Origin of the sequence: Halobacillus sp. Marseille-Q1614 (assembly GCF_902809865.1) — a bacterium.
Lineage (GTDB): Bacteria > Bacillota > Bacilli > Bacillales > Halobacillaceae > Halobacillus_A.
The window spans coordinates 2,071,292-2,088,939 of the sequence record NZ_CADDWH010000001.1 but is presented as its reverse complement, the minus strand read 5'-3'; the positions used below and the strand labels follow the sequence as shown (position 1 = coordinate 2,088,939).

Here is a 17,648-nt window from a genome sequence, read left to right as displayed (position 1 = left end):
GTTTCCGCATAAAAAAGGAATAAGCCTGTCTACTTTTTGAAAAGGGCGTGCTTAAATATGTTAAGTTTAACGGTAACTTTTCTCAGCTTAGTTTTAATAATAGGCAGTATTAGACAGTTGTTTACTTCTTTAGAAATAGACCATCACATGTTTTCATATCAAATCTTTATGACGCTCGTCCTTCTCTATACAATTGTGACGATAGGTTTTGGACTTATTTATGCGACGCTTTCGATGCAGGGAGTCGAAGTGTTTGCCAGATCGCTTTATCACTACTCATATTCCTGGGTAAATGAAGTGGAGAAAGGGATTTATTTCAGCGGGGTGACACTCTTTACTGTCGGCTATGGAGATATGATGCCAATAGGGGTGGGACGCTGGATTGCACTTTGTGAAGCGGTGATTGGCTACACGATTCCTGCCGCTTTAGTCGCGAAGGTGTGGCAGAGCTCTAAATAGCTGACATTGGAAGTTTCCTTTTAGATAAGGTAGTCTAGTCATAGATACTTTTCTAGGAGGGATTTTAGCATGACAGTTGAAGTAGGACAGAAAGCACCAGGTTTTGAACTTAAAGCTAACAATGGAGAAACCGTAAAGCTTTCCGATTATCAAGGGAAGAACGTAGTCCTTTATTTTTATCCAAAAGATATGACACCGGGATGCACAACAGAAGCGTGTGATTTCCGTGATCATCATGAAAGCTTTGAAGATGTAGATGCTGTCATTCTTGGGGTCAGCCCGGATCCGGTGGAAAGCCATGAAAAATTCATTGATAAACACGATCTTCCATTTCTGCTGCTGGCCGATGAGGACCATAAGGTGGCTGAAGAATTTGGCGTATGGAAGCTGAAGAAGAACTTTGGCAAGGAATATTACGGCATTGAGCGTTCCACTTTCATTATTGATAAAGAAGGAAATCTCGCCGAAGAATATCGTAAAGTCAAAGTAAAAGGCCACGTGGAAGCAGCCTTGGAATACATTCGTGAAAACTTATCCTAAATGAAAAACCGTGGTAAAGGGAACTTTGCCGCGGTTTTTAGTTTATTTTTTTTGGGGATTGGAAATCAGGGATTCTCTCTTGCCATTTCGAGAAGGTTCCGCCCATAATAAAGGAAAGGAAATAAAGGGGGGAACATCATGTATATACTTTCCGCTATCAAGCGAGTGCCGGAAGAAATTAAACAGAGTTTTCTGGAGAAATTTGGAGACGTTGAATTTGCTTTCTGTCATGGAATTGAAGAAGCAGAACAGCACCTGCCTAAAGCTGATGTGTTTCTTACATATGGGGAAGATTTAACTAATGAACGCATCGAAAAAGCAGAAAACCTCCGCTGGATCATGGTCCTCTCAGCTGGAATGGACCGGATGCCTTTTAAAAAGATCGAAGAACAAAACATCCTTGTAACCAATGTAAGAGGCATCCACGCTAAGCCGATGGCGGAATACGCCATTTCTATGCTGCTTCAGGTTTCACGAAATGCAAAAACTCTCTGGCAGCGGGAGCGGGATCATAAGTGGGATCGGCGCGTGCCGATGACCGAGCTCAATCACCAGACGTTAGTGTGTTTAGGAACAGGAGCCATTGCCCAGGAAACAGCGAGGCTGGCGAAGGCCTTTCAAATGAAAACCATTGGGGTGTCCAGGTCGGGAAGTGATCAGCCGCATTTTGATGAGGTTTATACAGTAGAAGAATTTGATCGCGCCCTGTCGCACGCTGACTATTGTGTGGCTGTGCTGCCTAGTACACCTGAAACGAGCTATATGCTGCAGAAACAGCATTTTAAGATGATGGCTGAGCATGCTGTATTTTTAAATATGGGGAGAGGAGACCTCGTGAAGTCAAAAGCTGTGCTTGAAGCTGTCAGGGAAGGATTCATTGCCCACGCGGTACTCGATGTCTTTGAAGAAGAGCCGCTTCCTGAAGATCACCCGTTCTGGGAGGAAGAAAACGTCACCGTTACGCCTCACCTGTCAGGGATTTCTCCGCAATATTTGCCAAGGGCGTTTGAAGTTTTTGAAAGAAACTTGACTGCATATTTATCTAATGAAGCTATGGAAAACGTTATTGATCCAAAAAGGGGGTATTAGTAAGATGCGAATCTACACTAGATCTGGAGATAAAGGCGAAACATCATTAATCTATGGAGCGAGAGTCCCTAAGAATGATAAACGGGTAGAAGCGTATGGTACATGTGATGAGGCAAATTCTTCTATTGGAGTAGCTTTAAGTCATTTGTTGAAAGAAGACTGGGAAGGAAAAGAGGCTTTTCTATCAGCAATGCAAAAAATCCAGACGATCTTATTTCATGTGGGAGCGGAATTGGCTACTCCGAAAGGAAAAGATGTGACCTGGCAGCTTAAGAAAGAACATATCGATGAATTAGAAAACTTTATCGACCAATGGGATGAGCACTTGACTCCGTTGAAAAATTTTATCCTGCCATCAGGGCATGAAGCTTCTGCCGGCTTTCATATGGCAAGAACCATTGTTAGAAGAGCCGAACGCTGTGCGGTAGCTCTTGAGGATGAAGTTAACCCTCTAGTCGTTTCTTATTTAAACCGTCTTTCTGACCTGCTCTTTGTAGCGGCGCGGTATGTCAACCAGCAGCTCGGTGGACAGGAGTGGCCGCTGCACCCGGATGTATAAGCCGCTTGAGACTTTGATTGACAATTTCTTTAATAAGAGGTTAAACTAATTATAAGGATTCTAATTTAATAATACTCTAAATCAACGATTAGTTTATAGGAAAGCGAGGTGCATGGCGGTGTCAGATCATCGACTTCAAGAAGCCATTGATACGTTAAAAGATTCTGGGGTTCGAATTACACCACAACGTCATGCGGTGCTTGAATACCTACTAAATGCTATGACTCACCCGACAGCTGATGATATTTATAAGGCGCTGGAAAGTAAGTTTCCTAATATGAGCGTAGCAACGGTGTACAACAACCTGCGCGTATTTAAAGAAATTGGTCTAGTCAGAGAACTCACTTATGGTGATTCATCCAGCCGTTTCGATTGCAATACTTCTGATCATTATCATGCGATTTGTGAATCATGCGGCAAGATTGTAGATTTTCACTATCCAAGCTTAAATGAAGTGGAATCATTAGCTGAACAGGTGACTGGATTTACAGTTAGTCATCATCGCATGGAAGTGTACGGGACATGTTCAGAATGTAAGACAAAAGCTGCTCATTAAACAGAAAGCATAAAGCTTTCTGTTTTTTTATTTTATATGAGGCCGCTTAAAAGCGAGCAGGCTCTCCTATTTCATGAATCAACGCTGACATTTAGTCTTTACATAAAAAAAGGCCTGCTGATTATATTCAGCCAGGGCCTTTTTAAGTTCTTTGTTTTGCTTCTTGTTTCTGATAGCGTTTTGTATTATATTTTTCGTCAAACTCTTCGCCTTCAAGCTTCTTGTCCATCGTTAAAGGCTGTTTGCAGTGCATACAAGCATCCACACGGCCGAGCATTTTGGTCGGTTTCTCACAAGTGGGGCAGATAATCTGAATGGTTTTCGTTGATAACATTCCAATCCAGAAATAAACGACGGTACTTAACCCGACAAAGCCCATTCCAAGAATCATGAATAAGGCCATAGCCCAAGGGGTTTCTTTAAATAGAAGACCGATGTACATGACACCGATTCCAAGAAAAATCAGCCAGAATGCAAAGGAACGAATTTTGTTAATCTTACTTTTATACTGTAGTTCCAATCGTATTCCCTCCTACGAAGCTTACACACGTAGTATAGCATCTTTTGTTTGAAAAATATATTTCAAAAAAGGATTTTGGCTGGCTATATCGAATTACAGTAGTGAAGCGAATAACACGATGGGGGAACGACAATGGAAGATCTACTAAGGCCCATTTACCAGGAACGGGCCAGTCAGGCGGATACGCTGGGGATTCTGTTAATAGAGAAAACGAAACCGATAAGCCCTGTTACAGACAATTTTGACGTCATTTTATTCATTATTGTTAAGCAGGCAGACGATCCGTGGTTTGTGAAGCATTATGAATTTGAAAACAAGTCGGCGGCCATGCATGTCGTCTCTGAAGAGAAACTGCAGCATTGGATTGAGACGAGTTCTTATCGAAGAGCAGTCGAATGGGTCATCAATGGCTCTATCGTTTTTGAGCGAAATGAATACGTAAGCGATCTTAAGGAAGAATTGAGATCGTTTCCTACGCCTACCCGTGATTTAAAGAAGGCGATTGAGTTTGCCAAACTGATCCGCAGCTATACAGAATCCAAAGATTTATTTGAAGCGGGTCAGCATTTGGATGCATTCAGCCGAATGGTTCATTCTCTTCATTATTTGGCACGACTCGCCATTATCGAAAAAGGATTTCACCCAGAAGTTACAGTATGGAATCAAGTGAAGAAAATCGAGCCTGAAATTTATAAATTCTACGAAGAGCTGATAATGAGTAAAGAAACGACCGAAAAGAGAGTTCAGCTTATGACTCTGGCTGTTGAGCATGCGATTAGTATCCGTGCCTCAACAAGCGCCAAGCATCTGCTGAATCTAATGGGAGAAAGAAGGGAGCCTTGGTCGTTTGGAGAGTTAAAAACCCATCCGGAAATCAAGGAGTATGCTCTTGATTTATCTTCTATGATTGAATATTTAGTAGAGAAGGAATTAGTTGAAGTTATACTCCAGGATACAAAAGGTGTATTTATTTATCATCGTATGTATAAACTATCGAATGTATAGAAATGATAGGATTGACCAGTCCCTTTCTTCGTTTTTAAAAAGAAAGGGATTTTTATTTGAAAAACCTATTGACTATTGTTTTTAGACCGTGGTATATTATTAAACGTCGCATCGAGAGCGGCACAGCAAACGATAAAAACTCAATTATAAAAACGAAAAAAGTTGTTGACTTAAACAAGTTATCGTGGTATATTAATTGAGTCGCTGTTTTAAAGCGAAACGACATTTTGATCTTTGAAAACTGAACGAACCAACCAGTACGTCAATTTATTCTTTCTATTATATAGAGAGAATTCAAACAAGCACATTCGGTGTGCAAATGAGCAAGTCAAACTACTTTTATGGAGAGTTTGATCCTGGCTCAGGACGAACGCTGGCGGCGTGCCTAATACATGCAAGTCGAGCGCAGGAAGTTAACTGATCCCCTTCGGGGGTGACGTTAGTGGAATGAGCGGCGGACGGGTGAGTAACACGTGGGCAACCTGCCTGTAAGACCGGAATAACCCCGGGAAACCGGGGCTAATGCCGGGTAATCTCCTCCCTCGCATGAGGGAAGAGTAAAAGATGGCTTTCTGAGCTATCGCTTACAGATGGGCCCGCGGCGCATTAGCTAGTTGGTGAGGTAACGGCTCACCAAGGCGACGATGCGTAGCCGACCTGAGAGGGTGATCGGCCACACTGGGACTGAGACACGGCCCAGACTCCTACGGGAGGCAGCAGTAGGGAATCTTCCGCAATGGACGAAAGTCTGACGGAGCAACGCCGCGTGAACGATGAAGGTCTTCGGATCGTAAAGTTCTGTTGCGAGGGAAGAACAAGTACCGTGCGAATAGAGCGGTACCTTGACGGTACCTCGCGAGAAAGCCCCGGCTAACTACGTGCCAGCAGCCGCGGTAATACGTAGGGGGCAAGCGTTGTCCGGAATTATTGGGCGTAAAGCGCGCGCAGGCGGTTCCTTAAGTCTGATGTGAAAGCCCACGGCTCAACCGTGGAGGGTCATTGGAAACTGGGGAACTTGAGGACAGAAGAGGAGAGTGGAATTCCACGTGTAGCGGTGAAATGCGTAGATATGTGGAGGAACACCAGTGGCGAAGGCGACTCTCTGGTCTGTTTCTGACGCTGAGGTGCGAAAGCGTGGGTAGCAAACAGGATTAGATACCCTGGTAGTCCACGCCGTAAACGATGAGTGCTAGGTGTTAGGGGGCTTCCACCCCTTAGTGCTGAAGTTAACGCATTAAGCACTCCGCCTGGGGAGTACGGCCGCAAGGCTGAAACTCAAAGGAATTGACGGGGGCCCGCACAAGCGGTGGAGCATGTGGTTTAATTCGAAGCAACGCGAAGAACCTTACCAGGTCTTGACATCCTTGGACCACCCTAGAGATAGGGTCTTCCCTTCGGGGACCAAGTGACAGGTGGTGCATGGTTGTCGTCAGCTCGTGTCGTGAGATGTTGGGTTAAGTCCCGCAACGAGCGCAACCCCTAATCTTAGTTGCCAGCATTGAGTTGGGCACTCTAAGGTGACTGCCGGTGACAAACCGGAGGAAGGCGGGGATGACGTCAAATCATCATGCCCCTTATGACCTGGGCTACACACGTGCTACAATGGATGGTACAAAGGGCAGCGAAGCCGCGAGGTGTAGCAAATCCCATAAAACCATTCTCAGTTCGGATTGCAGGCTGCAACTCGCCTGCATGAAGCCGGAATCGCTAGTAATCGCGGATCAGAATGCCGCGGTGAATACGTTCCCGGGCCTTGTACACACCGCCCGTCACACCACGAGAGTTGGCAACACCCGAAGTCGGTGAGGTAACCTTTATGGAGCCAGCCGCCGAAGGTGGGGCCAATGATTGGGGTGAAGTCGTAACAAGGTAGCCGTATCGGAAGGTGCGGCTGGATCACCTCCTTTCTAAGGATAAAAGGAACGGCTTTTTAGCCGTCTCCTTCGGAGGACGTACATGGTTGGTTGTTCAGTTTTGAGAGATCAAAGGATCTTCTCAATGTGAACCTTGAAAACTGGATAAGATTTGACAAGACATCAAACCAAAGTAAGAAACGTCTTTTCACGACGATTTAAAAGTTAAGTGAATAAGGGCGCACGGTGGATGCCTTGGCACTAGGAGCCGATGAAGGACGGGACTAACACCGAAATGCCTGGGGGAGCTGTAAGTAAGCTTTGATCCCAGGATCTCCGAATGGGGAAACCCGCTGTTCGTAATGGAACAGTATCCATAACTGAATACATAGGTTATGGAAGGCAGACCCGGGGAACTGAAACATCTCATTACCCGGAGGAAGAGAAAGCAAACGCGATTTCCCAAGTAGCGGCGAGCGAAACGGAATCAGCCCAAACCAGAAAGCTTGCTTTCTGGGGTTGTAGGACACTCCTTTGGAGTTACCAAGAGAGAGGATAGACGAAGTGATCTGGAAAGATCCGCCATAGAGGGTAACAGCCCTGTACTCGACATCCTTTCTCCTCCGGAGTGTATCCTGAGTACGGCGGAACACGAGGAATTCCGTCGGAATCCGGGAGGACCATCTCCCAAGGCTAAATACTCCCTAGTGACCGATAGCGAACCAGTACCGTGAGGGAAAGGTGAAAAGCACCCCGGAAGGGGAGTGAAAGAGAACCTGAAACCGTGTGCCTACAAGTAGTCGGAGCCCATTCATGGGTGACGGCGTGCCTTTTGTAGAATGAACCGGCGAGTTACGACCGTATGCAAGGTTAAGCTGATGAGAAGCGGAGCCGCAGCGAAAGCGAGTCTGAATAGGGCGATTTGAGTATGCGGTCGTAGACCCGAAACCGTGTGATCTACCCATGTCCAGGGTGAAGGTCAGGTAACACTGACTGGAGGCCCGAACCCACGCAAGTTGAAAATTGCGGGGATGAGGTGTGGGTAGGGGTGAAATGCCAATCGAACACGGAGATAGCTGGTTCTCTCCGAAATAGCTTTAGGGCTAGCCTCAGAATAGAAAGTCTTGGAGGTAGAGCACTGATTGGACGAGGGGCCCCTACCGGGTTACCGAATTCAGTCAAACTCCGAATGCCAATGACTTTGTTCTGGGAGTCAGACCATGGGTGATAAGGTTCATGGTCGAGAGGGGAACAGCCCAGACCGCCAGCTAAGGTCCCTAAGTGTGTGTTAAGTGGAAAAGGATGTGGAGTTGCTTAGACAACCAGGATGTTGGCTTAGAAGCAGCCATCATTGAAAGAGTGCGTAATAGCTCACTGGTCGAGTGACTCCGCGCCGAAAATATACCGGGGCTAAACACACCACCGAAGCTGCGGATTGATCCTGATGGATCAGTGGTAGGAGAGCGTTCTAAGGGCGGCGAAGTCAGACCGTAAGGACTGGTGGAGCGCTTAGAAGTGAGAATGCCGGTATGAGTAGCGAAAAAAGAGTGAGAATCTCTTTCACCGAAAGCCTAAGGTTTCCTGAGGAAGGCTCGTCCTCTCAGGGTTAGTCGGGACCTAAGCCGAGGCCGAAAGGCGTAGGCGATGGACAACAGGTGGATATTCCTGTACCGCCTCCTTTCCGTTTGAACGACGGGGGGACGCAGGAGGATAAGGAGTGCGCACGATTGGAAGAGTGCGTCCAAGCAGCAAGACGGTCGGATAGGCAAATCCGTCCGGCAACGTCAAGCTGTGATGGGGAGGGAAATAAAGTACCGAAGCTCCGGACTTCACACTGCCAAGAAAATCCTCTAGTGAGGAAAGAGGCGCCCGTACCGCAAACCAACACAGGTAGGCGAGGAGAGAATCCTAAGGTGAGCGGGAGAACTCTCGTTAAGGAACTCGGCAAAATGACCCCGTAACTTCGGGAGAAGGGGTGCTCCTCTGCCGAGGAGCCGCAGTGAAAAGGCCCAAGCGACTGTTTACCAAAAACACAGGTCTCTGCGAAGCCGTAAGGCGAAGTATAGGGGCTGACACCTGCCCGGTGCTGGAAGGTTAAGGGGATGCGTTAGCTTTTAGCGAAGCGTTGAACCGAAGCCCCAGTAAACGGCGGCCGTAACTATAACGGTCCTAAGGTAGCGAAATTCCTTGTCGGGTAAGTTCCGACCCGCACGAAAGGTGCAACGACTTGGGCACTGTCTCAACGAGAGACCCGGTGAAATTATACTATGCGTGAAGATGCGCATTACCCGCGACAGGACGGAAAGACCCCGTGGAGCTTTACTGTAGCCTGATATTGAATGTTGGTACAGCTTGTACAGGATAGGTGGGAGCCTGAGAAGCCGGAGCGCTAGCTTCGGTGGAGGCGCTGGTGGGATACCACCCTGGCTGTACGGACATTCTAACCCAGGACCGTGATCCGGTCCGGAGACAGTGTCAGGTGGGCAGTTTGACTGGGGCGGTCGCCTCCCAAAGAGTAACGGAGGCGCCCAAAGGTTCCCTCAGAATGGTTGGAAATCATTCGCAGAGTGTAAAGGCACAAGGGAGCTTGACTGCGAGACCTACAAGTCGAGCAGGGACGAAAGTCGGGCTTAGTGATCCGGCGGTACCGTATGGAAGGGCCGTCGCTCAACGGATAAAAGCTACCCCGGGGATAACAGGCTTATCTCCCCCAAGAGTCCACATCGACGGGGAGGTTTGGCACCTCGATGTCGGCTCATCGCATCCTGGGGCTGTAGTCGGTCCCAAGGGTTGGGCTGTTCGCCCATTAAAGCGGTACGCGAGCTGGGTTCAGAACGTCGTGAGACAGTTCGGTCCCTATCCGTCGTGGGCGTTGGAAATCTGAAAGGAGCTGTCCTTAGTACGAGAGGACCGGGATGGACACACCGCTGGTGTACCAGTTGTTCCGCCAGGAGCATCGCTGGGTAGCTACGTGTGGACGGGATAAGTGCTGAAAGCATCTAAGCATGAAGCCCCCCTTGAGATGAGATTTCCCCTAACAATAAGTTAGTAAGATTCCTCAGAGACGATGAGGTCGATAGGTCCGAGGTGGACGCGTGGTGACACGTGGAGCTGACGGATACTAATCAATCGATGACTTAACTTTAAAAGAAAAGCGAAAACGCTTAGGCGTTGCCGCTAGACATTCCTTGGTTTGATTCCATCAGTCTTATCCAGTTTTGAGGGTTTACTAAAAAGTTTTAAAATAACCCTTGATATTTTCTCAAAAGGACAATATAATATATCTTGTCCCTAAAAAAGAAACAGATCAATAGATCTGGTGACGATAGCGAAGAGGTCACACCTGTTCCCATGCCGAACACAGTAGTTAAGCTCTTCAGCGCCGATGGTAGTCGGGTATACCCCCGTGAGAGTAGGACGTCGCCAGGTTGATATTATTCCACAGTAGCTCAGTGGTAGAGCAATCGGCTGTTAACCGATCGGTCGTAGGTTCGAATCCTACCTGTGGAGCCATTACGGAGAGCTGTCCGAGCTGGCCGAAGGAGCACGATTGGAATTCGTGTAAACCGTTCACGCGGTTTCGAGGGTTCGAATCCCTCGCTCTCCGCCATTAACATCATAACGTTTGGCCCGTTGGTCAAGTGGTTAAGACACCGCCCTTTCACGGCGGTAACACGGGTTCGAATCCCGTACGGGTCACCACTTCCTGGAGGATTAGCTCAGCTGGGAGAGCACTTGCCTTACAAGCAAGGGGTCGCAGGTTCGAGCCCTGCATCCTCCACCATTGAAAATCTAATGGGAATATAATTTCCCACAATATCGCGGGGTAGAGCAGTTCGGTAGCTCGTCGGGCTCATAACCCGGAGGTCGCAGGTTCAAATCCTGCCCCCGCAACCAAATTATTTATATTGGTCCGGTAGTTCAGTTGGTTAGAATGCCTGCCTGTCACGCAGGAGGTCGCGGGTTCGAGTCCCGTCCGGACCGCCACTGATTACATTATTATACATAAGCTAGTTCAATATTTGAAAATGATAAACTATCATTTGTCTGGCTCGGTAGCTCAGTCGGTAGAGCAACGGACTGAAAATCCGTGTGTCGGCGGTTCGATTCCGTCCCGAGCCACCATTTTTTGACTAGCCGGCCTAGCTCAATTGGTAGAGCAACTGACTTGTAATCAGTAGGTTGGGGGTTCAAGTCCTCTGGCCGGCACCACTTTTAACGTGGAGGGATAGCGAAGTTGGCCAAACGCGGCGGACTGTAAATCCGCTCCCATCGGGTTCGTAGGTTCGAGTCCTACTCCCTCCACCATTTTAATTTTATTATTCAAATAGGGGTATAGTTTAATGGTAAAACTACGGTCTCCAAAACCGTCAATGTGGGTTCGATTCCTACTACCCCTGCTTTCATTATGGCGGTTGTGGCGAAGTGGTTAACGCACCGGATTGTGGTTCCGGCATTCGTGGGTTCGATTCCCATCAGCCGCCCCATTTTTTTATCTAAAAATGTTGGGCCATAGCCAAGCGGTAAGGCAACGGTTTTTGGTACCGTCATGCGCTGGTTCGAATCCAGCTGGCCCAGCCATTATGCGAGAGTAGTTCAGTGGTAGAACACCACCTTGCCAAGGTGGGGGTCGCGGGTTCGAATCCCGTCTCTCGCTCTTGAAAAGCTTCATAATTGCTACATCGAAGAATATAATATATTATTCAATTAGTGGCGGCATAGCCAAGCGGTAAGGCAGAGGACTGCAACTCCTTTATCACCGGTTCGATTCCGGTTGCCGCCTCCAATATGCCGGTGTGGCGGAATTGGCAGACGCGCACGACTCAAAATCGTGTTCCTCACGGAGTGTCGGTTCGACCCCGACCACCGGTACTTAAACGAAAATTATAATAAAAAAACCTAGACGTTTCTATTTTGTAGAAGCGTCTTTTTGTTTTATAAAATAATCATCAAGAGTCCAAAGCGCTCACTGTTACTTTGTATTACCACCTTTATTCGTAAAAGCTTTAAAGCACTACAAATACAACTAAGGGCGCAGGTCATATTAGTTTAATTCTCGACAATTTCCTTCTTGATACTAGTGGTATGTAATCATTTTTTATAAAAAGAAAGATAATCAGTTTTACCTGAGGTTTCAAGGGAAAACAATTTACGGCTGGCAAGTGAGTTAACTTTTGAGAGCGCTTACAAAAATGAGGAGGATACCAAATGAAATTAAAGTCTCTTGTTGCAGCCCTGGTGATTGCTTTAGTAAGTACGTTTGTTCTTGCCCCTGTTAACACGATGGCTGCCTCTCCATCTACCACAGGATCAAAGCTGCTTAAGAACATGAAGGTCACAGGTGATCTTGAAGATGGCAGAACTTTTAAAGGAATGGTTACCGTTGATAACCTTTCTTATGATGAAGAAGAAGGGTTATTAATGAGCGGAGTTGTTAAAGGTGAGGCTGTCTCAGCAGATGGTACCACCACTGATGTAAAAGAAACCTTCGAAAGCGTACCTGCCACTTTAACTGAAGATATGAGCGGTGATACTATGCAAGCTGCTGCTCTAGCACAAGAAGAATGTGACCTCTTAAATCTTGATCTGGGCCCTATTTTCCTCGATTTACTTGGCCTGCAACTTGACCTGTCAGAAATCAATCTAGACCTTACAGCTGTTCCGGGGCCTGGGAACCTTCTTGGAAACCTGTTATGTGCCGTTGCTGGTCTTCTTGATGGTAATGGTTTTCTAACCGGTCTTTTTGATGAAGTATCCGGGCTGTTAAATTCATTATTAGATCAGATTAATTCATTGTTAGGATAAGTGTTTGCCCTGCCAGCCAAGCTGTTTAAAGTCTTTGTTAAAAGCTCAACTAAACCTATTTAAGCTCCACTATACCTTAGAGGTATCTCATTCTAATTCCACTGATTTCAGAGTTGTATCCACTATAAATTTTTAGTAAATTGATCTATTTTCAGCTGTGTATAACAATATTGGTGAACGATTACTTAAAGCTTTCAACGCGATGTTGAAGGCTTTTTGTATTAGTAATTTACTGGTAATCCTCTATTATATGGTAAGCGCTTAAGTAAGTGGTAATAGCCTATCTTTCCTGCTTATGATTATCAGCCTATTAAAGGTTGAAGAGCTTTTCCTGTTATGATAATCTAAGCACTGGTTAGTATTTTTCAGAATAATCTAACAAATTTCCAAGGAGTGGAAAAATGGAGTTTTTAATGGAATTACTGGGGCAGATTAACAGTTATCTCTCCACATACTTAACAGTCCCTATTTTACTGGGAGCAGGGCTGTTCTTTACGATTTTTTCCCGGTTTGTGCAGTTTAGGTATTTAAAAGAAACAATACGCGTTTTATTCGAAAAAACGCCAGGAGATAATGGCAAGGAGATTTCAGCTTTTAAATCCTTCTGTATCGGATCAGCAACTCGAATAGGAACAGGTAACCTTGCTGGTGTAGCTGTAGCCATTACTTTAGGTGGTCCTGGCGCTGTGTTCTGGATGTGGATTGTAGCGCTCGTTGGAGGAGCTACAGCGTTTATGGAAAGTACACTGGCGCAGGTTTATAAAGTACGCGATGGTAAGGATGCTTTTCGCGGCGGCCCAGCCTACTATATGGAAAAAGGCTTAAAGCAGCGCAAAGTTGGAATTGCTTTTGCAATCCTCATTGCTTTTACATTTGGACTTATTTTTAATTCAGTACAGAGTAATACAATCGCTGCTTCTATTAATTCAACGTTTGACGTCCCAACTTCAGTAGTGGGGATCGGTCTTGTCGTGTTATCAGCTATCGTTATCTTTGGCGGCGTACACCGTATTGCGAACTTTACAAGTATTGTCGTACCAATTATGGCCGCAATCTACATTGTCATTGCTTTAATCGTAGTAGGGATGAATTTAAGCGCTCTTCCTGAAGTGTTTAGTTTGATTATAACCAGTGCCCTTGGATTTGAGCAGGTAATTGGAGGCGGTATTGGTGCTGTCATTATGAATGGTGTAAACCGTGGTTTATTCTCGAATGAAGCTGGTATGGGGAGTGCCCCTAATGCCGCAGCGTCTTCACATGTTTCCCACCCTGTAAAACAAGGTTTCATTCAAGCGGCAGGCGTTTTTCTTGATACGCTCGTTGTTTGTACGGCTACGGCGTTCATCATTTTAAGTGCCGGGCAGGCGGAGTTTGGGACGGAAGCAGGTATTACATTACTACAGGACTCTCTTGCTTCTCAGATTGGAGGATGGGCGAATCTCTTTGTATCTTTAGCCATTTTCTTATTCGCCTTTAGTTCAATTGCCGGAAGCTATTATTATGGGGAAAAGAATATTGAATTTATTAAAGACAGCCCAAAGGCTATTTTAATTTACCGTTTTGGTACTTTGGCTATGGTTATGTTTGGAGCCGTAGCAACTCTTGATGTTGTCTGGTCTTTAGCAGACGTATTCATGGGTATTATGACCATCCTTAATATCTATGCGGTTTTACGATTAAGCAAAGTTTCTTTCACCGTTTTAAGCGATTATATGGAACAGAGAAAAGAAAACAAAGAGCCTGTCTTTGAACCAAGCAAACTGGGAATTGACGGAACCGAAACTTGGGAAAGGCTTGATTTTGAAGAAGAGAAGAAGAAAAATGTAGTGTAAACATAAAAACCGTGCTTCGTAATTAGAAGTACGGTTTTATTTATTTTAGTAGTGTCAAAAAAAGTGGACGTACATATGATAATGAAAACAAAAGAATGGGAACCGCTTATCGATGAATTTTTTGTAGAAAATCCTCAAATTTTGGTTGTCAGCACAAGAGAGGGTTGTTATAATAAAAAATGTGCTTCCGAGAGTACGATACATCGTTATGCGGGTGTAGTTTAATGGTAAAACCTCAGCCACGAGCTGGGCTTCTGCCGAATAAACTGCGAGTTGCTTCGACGGATCCTACTTCCTTGAATGACGTGTAGAGGAAGAAGCATGTTAAAACATAGCTAATGAAGCCTTGTAAATGCGGGTGTAGTTTAATGGTAAAACCTCAGCCTTCCAAGCTGATGACGAGGGTTCGATTCCCTTCACCCGCTCCATTCAATTGTTTTTATACCTTACTACGTGAACCAACGCAGTGTTTCGTTTTATAATAAACGAAGCATTGCGTTTTTTAATATGAGTACAGTTACTATAAATAGAAGGAAGGGAGAAGTAATCCATGAAAAAGCTAAAGCTATTACTGAAGCAAATCGACGGAAAAAGCTACAAAGGATATAAACAAATTCAGGGGAGTTATTCCTTCTCTTCTTATCAGTTGAAAATTGAATATGTTCAGGGAGATCCCTTTGCGGCTCCTTCAAAAATCCGTATCCAGGTGCCAAATAAAATAAAACCGATTCTTCCGGAGTGGAAGGAGACGAAGAAACGCAAGGTTTATACAGAGGACGTGATCGCGCGTAAGGTGGCAGATGTGTTAAATCACACTCGTCCTAACGTGCGGGGATCGGGTAAAAGCGGGATAGTATCTATTGACCGGCCGCAGCAGGAAATTTTAGAGCGAACGGCAGTAAGTATTGACGGCGATCATACAACGGTTTGTTTGACAGTAGGTTTGCCTGCTAATGGCCGCCGGATTAACGGAAAAGAAGCAGACAAGCTTTTTTTTACTGTTTTGCCAAACGTAATTAAAGAATCTGTCTTATCCATTAAGGACGATGAAATTTGGGAATTTGTTCATTTAGCGGATCAGCATGATGCTATTTTGGCAAAGATGAAAGAAGAGAACTTCATTTCCTTTATTGCAGATGACTCGATTTTACCGCGTGCGAGCGGGATAAGTGACCGTCCGATGAAAGGTGCGGTCCCTTTTCAAAGTCCTGAGGAGAATCGAATCACCATTGACGTTCCGCATAGGGACGAGCCGCTGACAGGCATGGGCATTCATAAAGGAATTGTCTTAATTGCAGGCGGAGGCTATCATGGAAAAAGTACCCTGTTGAATGCGATTGAACGCGGCGTGTATCCTCATATTAAAGGAGATGGACGCGAATATGTCCTAACGGATCCTACGGCTGTTAAAGTAAGAGCAGAAGATGGCCGTCAGGTAACGAATGTAGACATTTCTCCTTTTATAAAAAATCTTCCAGGCGGAGCAGACACGGCGAAGTTTTCAACAGAGAACGCCAGTGGCAGTACGTCTCAAGCAGCTAATGTCATTGAAGCTTTAGAAGCCGGTGCAGAAACACTGCTTATTGACGAAGATACAAGCGCCACGAATTTCATGATTCGTGATGAACGCATGCAGGAGCTTGTCGTGCAGGAAAAAGAACCGATTACTCCGTTTATTGATAAAATAAGAAGCTTGCGTGGTGAGCTTGATGTTTCTACGATCCTCGTTATGGGAGGCTCCGGTGATTACTTTACAGAAGCTGATGATGTCATCATGATGGATCAATATGTTCCTTACAACGTGACGGAAAGAGCGAAGGAAATTGCAGAGCGATATCCCAGCCAGCGCCAGAAGTTAAGCGCATCTTTTGGAGATCTGCCTTCCAGGCATTATAAGCATGCTTCGATCCAGCCGCGTAAAGGTAAAAAAGAAAAGGTACAGGCTAAAGGCAAAACATCGATTTTAATGGGTGCATCTGAAATCACACTGGATGGGGTGGAACAGCTCGTTGACGCATCTCAGACAAGAGTTATTGCAGATTTGCTTATGCATTTATATAAAAAGGGAGCTTTGAAAAAGCAGCAGTCTCTTTCTCAGCTTCTTGACGAAATAGAAAGACAGTTTGACCAAGACGGCCTCGCTTCAATAGCTCCATTTAAGGATCAGCATCCAGGAGAATTAGCGAGACCGCGCAGATTTGAAATTGCGGCCGCCTTAAACCGGATCCGGACAGCGAAGGTGGAAGATATCCGGTAAATGAAAGGAGGTAGTCAAGGTGGATTACCATCAACTTAAAGAAGAAGTCATCACCTATAGTAAAGAAATCGGCATCGATAAGATCGGCTTTGCTTCAGCTGATGTATTTGGCGAATTAAAGGCGAGGCTTCAGCAGCAGCAGGACCTTGGCTATCAATCTGGTTTTGAAAAAGGAAGTGTGGAAGAGCGGACCGAGCCTTCACGCTTATTGCCGGAAGCTCAATCGATTATTTCGATTGCTCTTGCGTATCCCTCTAAGTTGAAGGACGCTCCCAAAAATAAAAGAGGGGACCGCCGCGGAGTTTTTGCGCGGGCTTCCTGGGGACAGGATTATCACGACGTCCTTAGAGAAAAGCTGCATTTGCTCGGAGCTTTTCTAAAGGAAAAAATGCCTGAAGTTGAACTTAAGTCAATGGTGGATACAGGGGAGCTTTCGGATCGGGCAGTTGCTGAGAGGGCAGGTATTGGATTTAGTGGCAAAAATAGTGCCATTATTACCCCTGAATTTGGCTCCTACGTGTATTTAGGGGAACTGGTGACGAACATTCCATTTGCACCTGATGAGCCGGTAGACGACAGCTGCGGAGATTGTAACCTCTGTGTCGATACGTGCCCTACAGATGCCCTTGTACAGGGCGGGCAGCTTAACGCCCAGCGCTGTATTGCTTTTTTAACTCAAACGAAGGATTTCCTGCCTGAAGAGTTCCGAACGAAAATTGGAAACCGGTTATATGGATGTGATACGTGCCAGACCGTCTGCCCGAAAAATAAAGGCATGGATTTTCATAACCACGAAGCATTTGAGCCGGATCCGGAAATTGTTAAGCCGCGATTAATCCCATTGCTGTCACTCTCTAACCGGGAGTTCAAAGAAACGTTTGGACCGATGTCTGGTTCCTGGCGGGGGAAAAAGCCGATTCAGCGTAACGCGATCCTGGCACTTGGTCACTATAAAGAAATAGCGGCAGTAGACGAATTGATCCGGCTGATGAAGCACGACCCTCGTCCTGTGATCAGGGGAACAGCGGCTTATTCATTAGGAAAAATCGGCACGGATGAATGTTATGATGCGATCCGAAAAGCTTATGAGAAGGAAGAAGATAAAGAGGTGCTTGCTGAGATGGACAAAGGATTGAATTTTCAGGAAGCATAATCAAAATAAGCTTTTCAGAA

The 17,648-nt window shown here is 45.8% G+C and carries 11 protein-coding genes, 16 tRNA genes and 3 rRNA genes; 29 read left to right on the top strand and 1 reads right to left on the bottom strand.

What is annotated here, in order from left to right:
- Positions 1 to 57: 57 nt before the first annotated feature.
- The 5 genes from HUS26_RS10590 (at position 58) to perR (ending at position 3,203) form a co-directional block, all read left to right on the top strand.
- Positions 58 to 459, top strand: a complete 402-nt coding sequence (locus HUS26_RS10590; RefSeq protein ID WP_173917116.1) for a two pore domain potassium channel family protein — start codon at positions 58 to 60, stop codon at positions 457 to 459.
- A 69-nt stretch (positions 460 to 528) separates the two neighbouring features.
- On the top strand, positions 529 to 999 hold the full coding sequence (gene bcp, locus HUS26_RS10585; RefSeq protein ID WP_173917115.1) for a thioredoxin-dependent thiol peroxidase: 471 nt from the start codon (positions 529 to 531) through the stop codon (positions 997 to 999).
- Positions 1,000 to 1,137: 138 nt separating this feature from the next.
- Positions 1,138 to 2,088, top strand: a complete 951-nt coding sequence (locus tag HUS26_RS10580) for a D-2-hydroxyacid dehydrogenase (RefSeq protein WP_173917114.1) — start codon at positions 1,138 to 1,140, stop codon at positions 2,086 to 2,088.
- A gap of 4 nt (positions 2,089 to 2,092) precedes the next feature.
- The gene (locus tag HUS26_RS10575) at positions 2,093 to 2,647 is read left to right on the top strand and encodes a cob(I)yrinic acid a,c-diamide adenosyltransferase (RefSeq protein WP_173917113.1); all 555 of its coding nucleotides are present in this window, start codon (positions 2,093 to 2,095) and stop codon (positions 2,645 to 2,647) included.
- 112 nt (positions 2,648 to 2,759) lie between these two features.
- On the top strand, positions 2,760 to 3,203 hold the full coding sequence (gene perR, locus HUS26_RS10570) for a peroxide-responsive transcriptional repressor PerR (protein ID WP_173917112.1): 444 nt from the start codon (positions 2,760 to 2,762) through the stop codon (positions 3,201 to 3,203).
- A gap of 142 nt (positions 3,204 to 3,345) precedes the next feature.
- On the opposite strand, the gene HUS26_RS10565 is transcribed toward perR, so the two are convergent.
- Positions 3,346 to 3,723, bottom strand: coding sequence for a YgzB family protein (locus tag HUS26_RS10565; protein WP_173917111.1), 378 nt, complete (start codon positions 3,721 to 3,723; stop codon positions 3,346 to 3,348).
- 132 nt (positions 3,724 to 3,855) lie between these two features.
- Here HUS26_RS10565 and HUS26_RS10560 point away from each other — a divergent pair, with 132 nt between their 5' ends.
- From HUS26_RS10560 to queG, 24 genes are all read left to right on the top strand, one after another.
- Positions 3,856 to 4,728: a nucleotidyltransferase-like protein gene (locus tag HUS26_RS10560; RefSeq protein WP_173917110.1), complete on the top strand. Its 873-nt coding sequence runs from the start codon at positions 3,856 to 3,858 to the stop codon at positions 4,726 to 4,728.
- A 338-nt stretch (positions 4,729 to 5,066) separates the two neighbouring features.
- Positions 5,067 to 6,635, top strand: a 16S ribosomal RNA gene (locus tag HUS26_RS10555).
- Between the two features lie 169 nt (positions 6,636 to 6,804).
- Positions 6,805 to 9,726, top strand: a 23S ribosomal RNA gene (locus HUS26_RS10550).
- A gap of 170 nt (positions 9,727 to 9,896) precedes the next feature.
- A 5S ribosomal RNA gene (gene rrf, locus HUS26_RS10545) occupies positions 9,897 to 10,010 on the top strand.
- Together the 16S, 23S and 5S rRNA genes with 15 tRNA genes alongside form the textbook arrangement of a ribosomal RNA operon.
- A 9-nt stretch (positions 10,011 to 10,019) precedes the next feature.
- Positions 10,020 to 10,094 (top strand) — tRNA-Asn (locus HUS26_RS10540).
- Positions 10,095 to 10,098: 4 nt separating this feature from the next.
- Positions 10,099 to 10,191, top strand: a tRNA-Ser gene (locus tag HUS26_RS10535).
- Between the two features lie 17 nt (positions 10,192 to 10,208).
- Positions 10,209 to 10,283: transfer RNA gene (locus tag HUS26_RS10530), tRNA-Glu, on the top strand.
- A gap of 6 nt (positions 10,284 to 10,289) precedes the next feature.
- Positions 10,290 to 10,365 (top strand) — tRNA-Val (locus tag HUS26_RS10525).
- 36 nt (positions 10,366 to 10,401) lie between these two features.
- A tRNA-Met gene (locus tag HUS26_RS10520) sits at positions 10,402 to 10,478 on the top strand.
- Between the two features lie 13 nt (positions 10,479 to 10,491).
- Positions 10,492 to 10,568 (top strand) — tRNA-Asp (locus HUS26_RS10515).
- Between the two features lie 62 nt (positions 10,569 to 10,630).
- Positions 10,631 to 10,706 (top strand) — tRNA-Phe (locus HUS26_RS10510).
- Positions 10,707 to 10,717: 11 nt separating this feature from the next.
- Positions 10,718 to 10,793, top strand: a tRNA-Thr gene (locus HUS26_RS10505).
- Positions 10,794 to 10,803: 10 nt separating this feature from the next.
- Positions 10,804 to 10,889: transfer RNA gene (locus tag HUS26_RS10500), tRNA-Tyr, on the top strand.
- 21 nt (positions 10,890 to 10,910) lie between these two features.
- Positions 10,911 to 10,981: transfer RNA gene (locus HUS26_RS10495), tRNA-Trp, on the top strand.
- Positions 10,982 to 10,992: 11 nt separating this feature from the next.
- Positions 10,993 to 11,068: transfer RNA gene (locus HUS26_RS10490), tRNA-His, on the top strand.
- Between the two features lie 19 nt (positions 11,069 to 11,087).
- A tRNA-Gln gene (locus HUS26_RS10485) sits at positions 11,088 to 11,162 on the top strand.
- A 4-nt stretch (positions 11,163 to 11,166) separates the two neighbouring features.
- A tRNA-Gly gene (locus tag HUS26_RS10480) sits at positions 11,167 to 11,238 on the top strand.
- Between the two features lie 55 nt (positions 11,239 to 11,293).
- A tRNA-Cys gene (locus HUS26_RS10475) sits at positions 11,294 to 11,367 on the top strand.
- Between the two features lie 4 nt (positions 11,368 to 11,371).
- Positions 11,372 to 11,453: transfer RNA gene (locus HUS26_RS10470), tRNA-Leu, on the top strand.
- A gap of 336 nt (positions 11,454 to 11,789) precedes the next feature.
- The gene (locus HUS26_RS10465; RefSeq protein ID WP_173917109.1) at positions 11,790 to 12,386 is read left to right on the top strand and encodes a hypothetical protein; all 597 of its coding nucleotides are present in this window, start codon (positions 11,790 to 11,792) and stop codon (positions 12,384 to 12,386) included.
- A gap of 401 nt (positions 12,387 to 12,787) precedes the next feature.
- Positions 12,788 to 14,218 carry a sodium:alanine symporter family protein gene (locus HUS26_RS10460; RefSeq protein WP_173917108.1) on the top strand — a complete coding sequence of 477 codons (1,431 nt, stop codon included), beginning with the start codon at positions 12,788 to 12,790 and terminating at the stop codon, positions 14,216 to 14,218.
- Between the two features lie 354 nt (positions 14,219 to 14,572).
- A tRNA-Gly gene (locus tag HUS26_RS10455) sits at positions 14,573 to 14,646 on the top strand.
- 122 nt (positions 14,647 to 14,768) lie between these two features.
- A complete protein-coding gene (locus HUS26_RS10450; protein WP_173917107.1) occupies positions 14,769 to 16,475 on the top strand; it encodes an ABC-ATPase domain-containing protein in 1,707 nt (568 codons plus the stop codon).
- Between the two features lie 19 nt (positions 16,476 to 16,494).
- On the top strand, positions 16,495 to 17,628 hold the full coding sequence (gene queG / locus HUS26_RS10445; RefSeq protein ID WP_173917106.1) for a tRNA epoxyqueuosine(34) reductase QueG: 1,134 nt from the start codon (positions 16,495 to 16,497) through the stop codon (positions 17,626 to 17,628).
- The last annotated feature ends 20 nt before the right edge of the window (positions 17,629 to 17,648 follow it).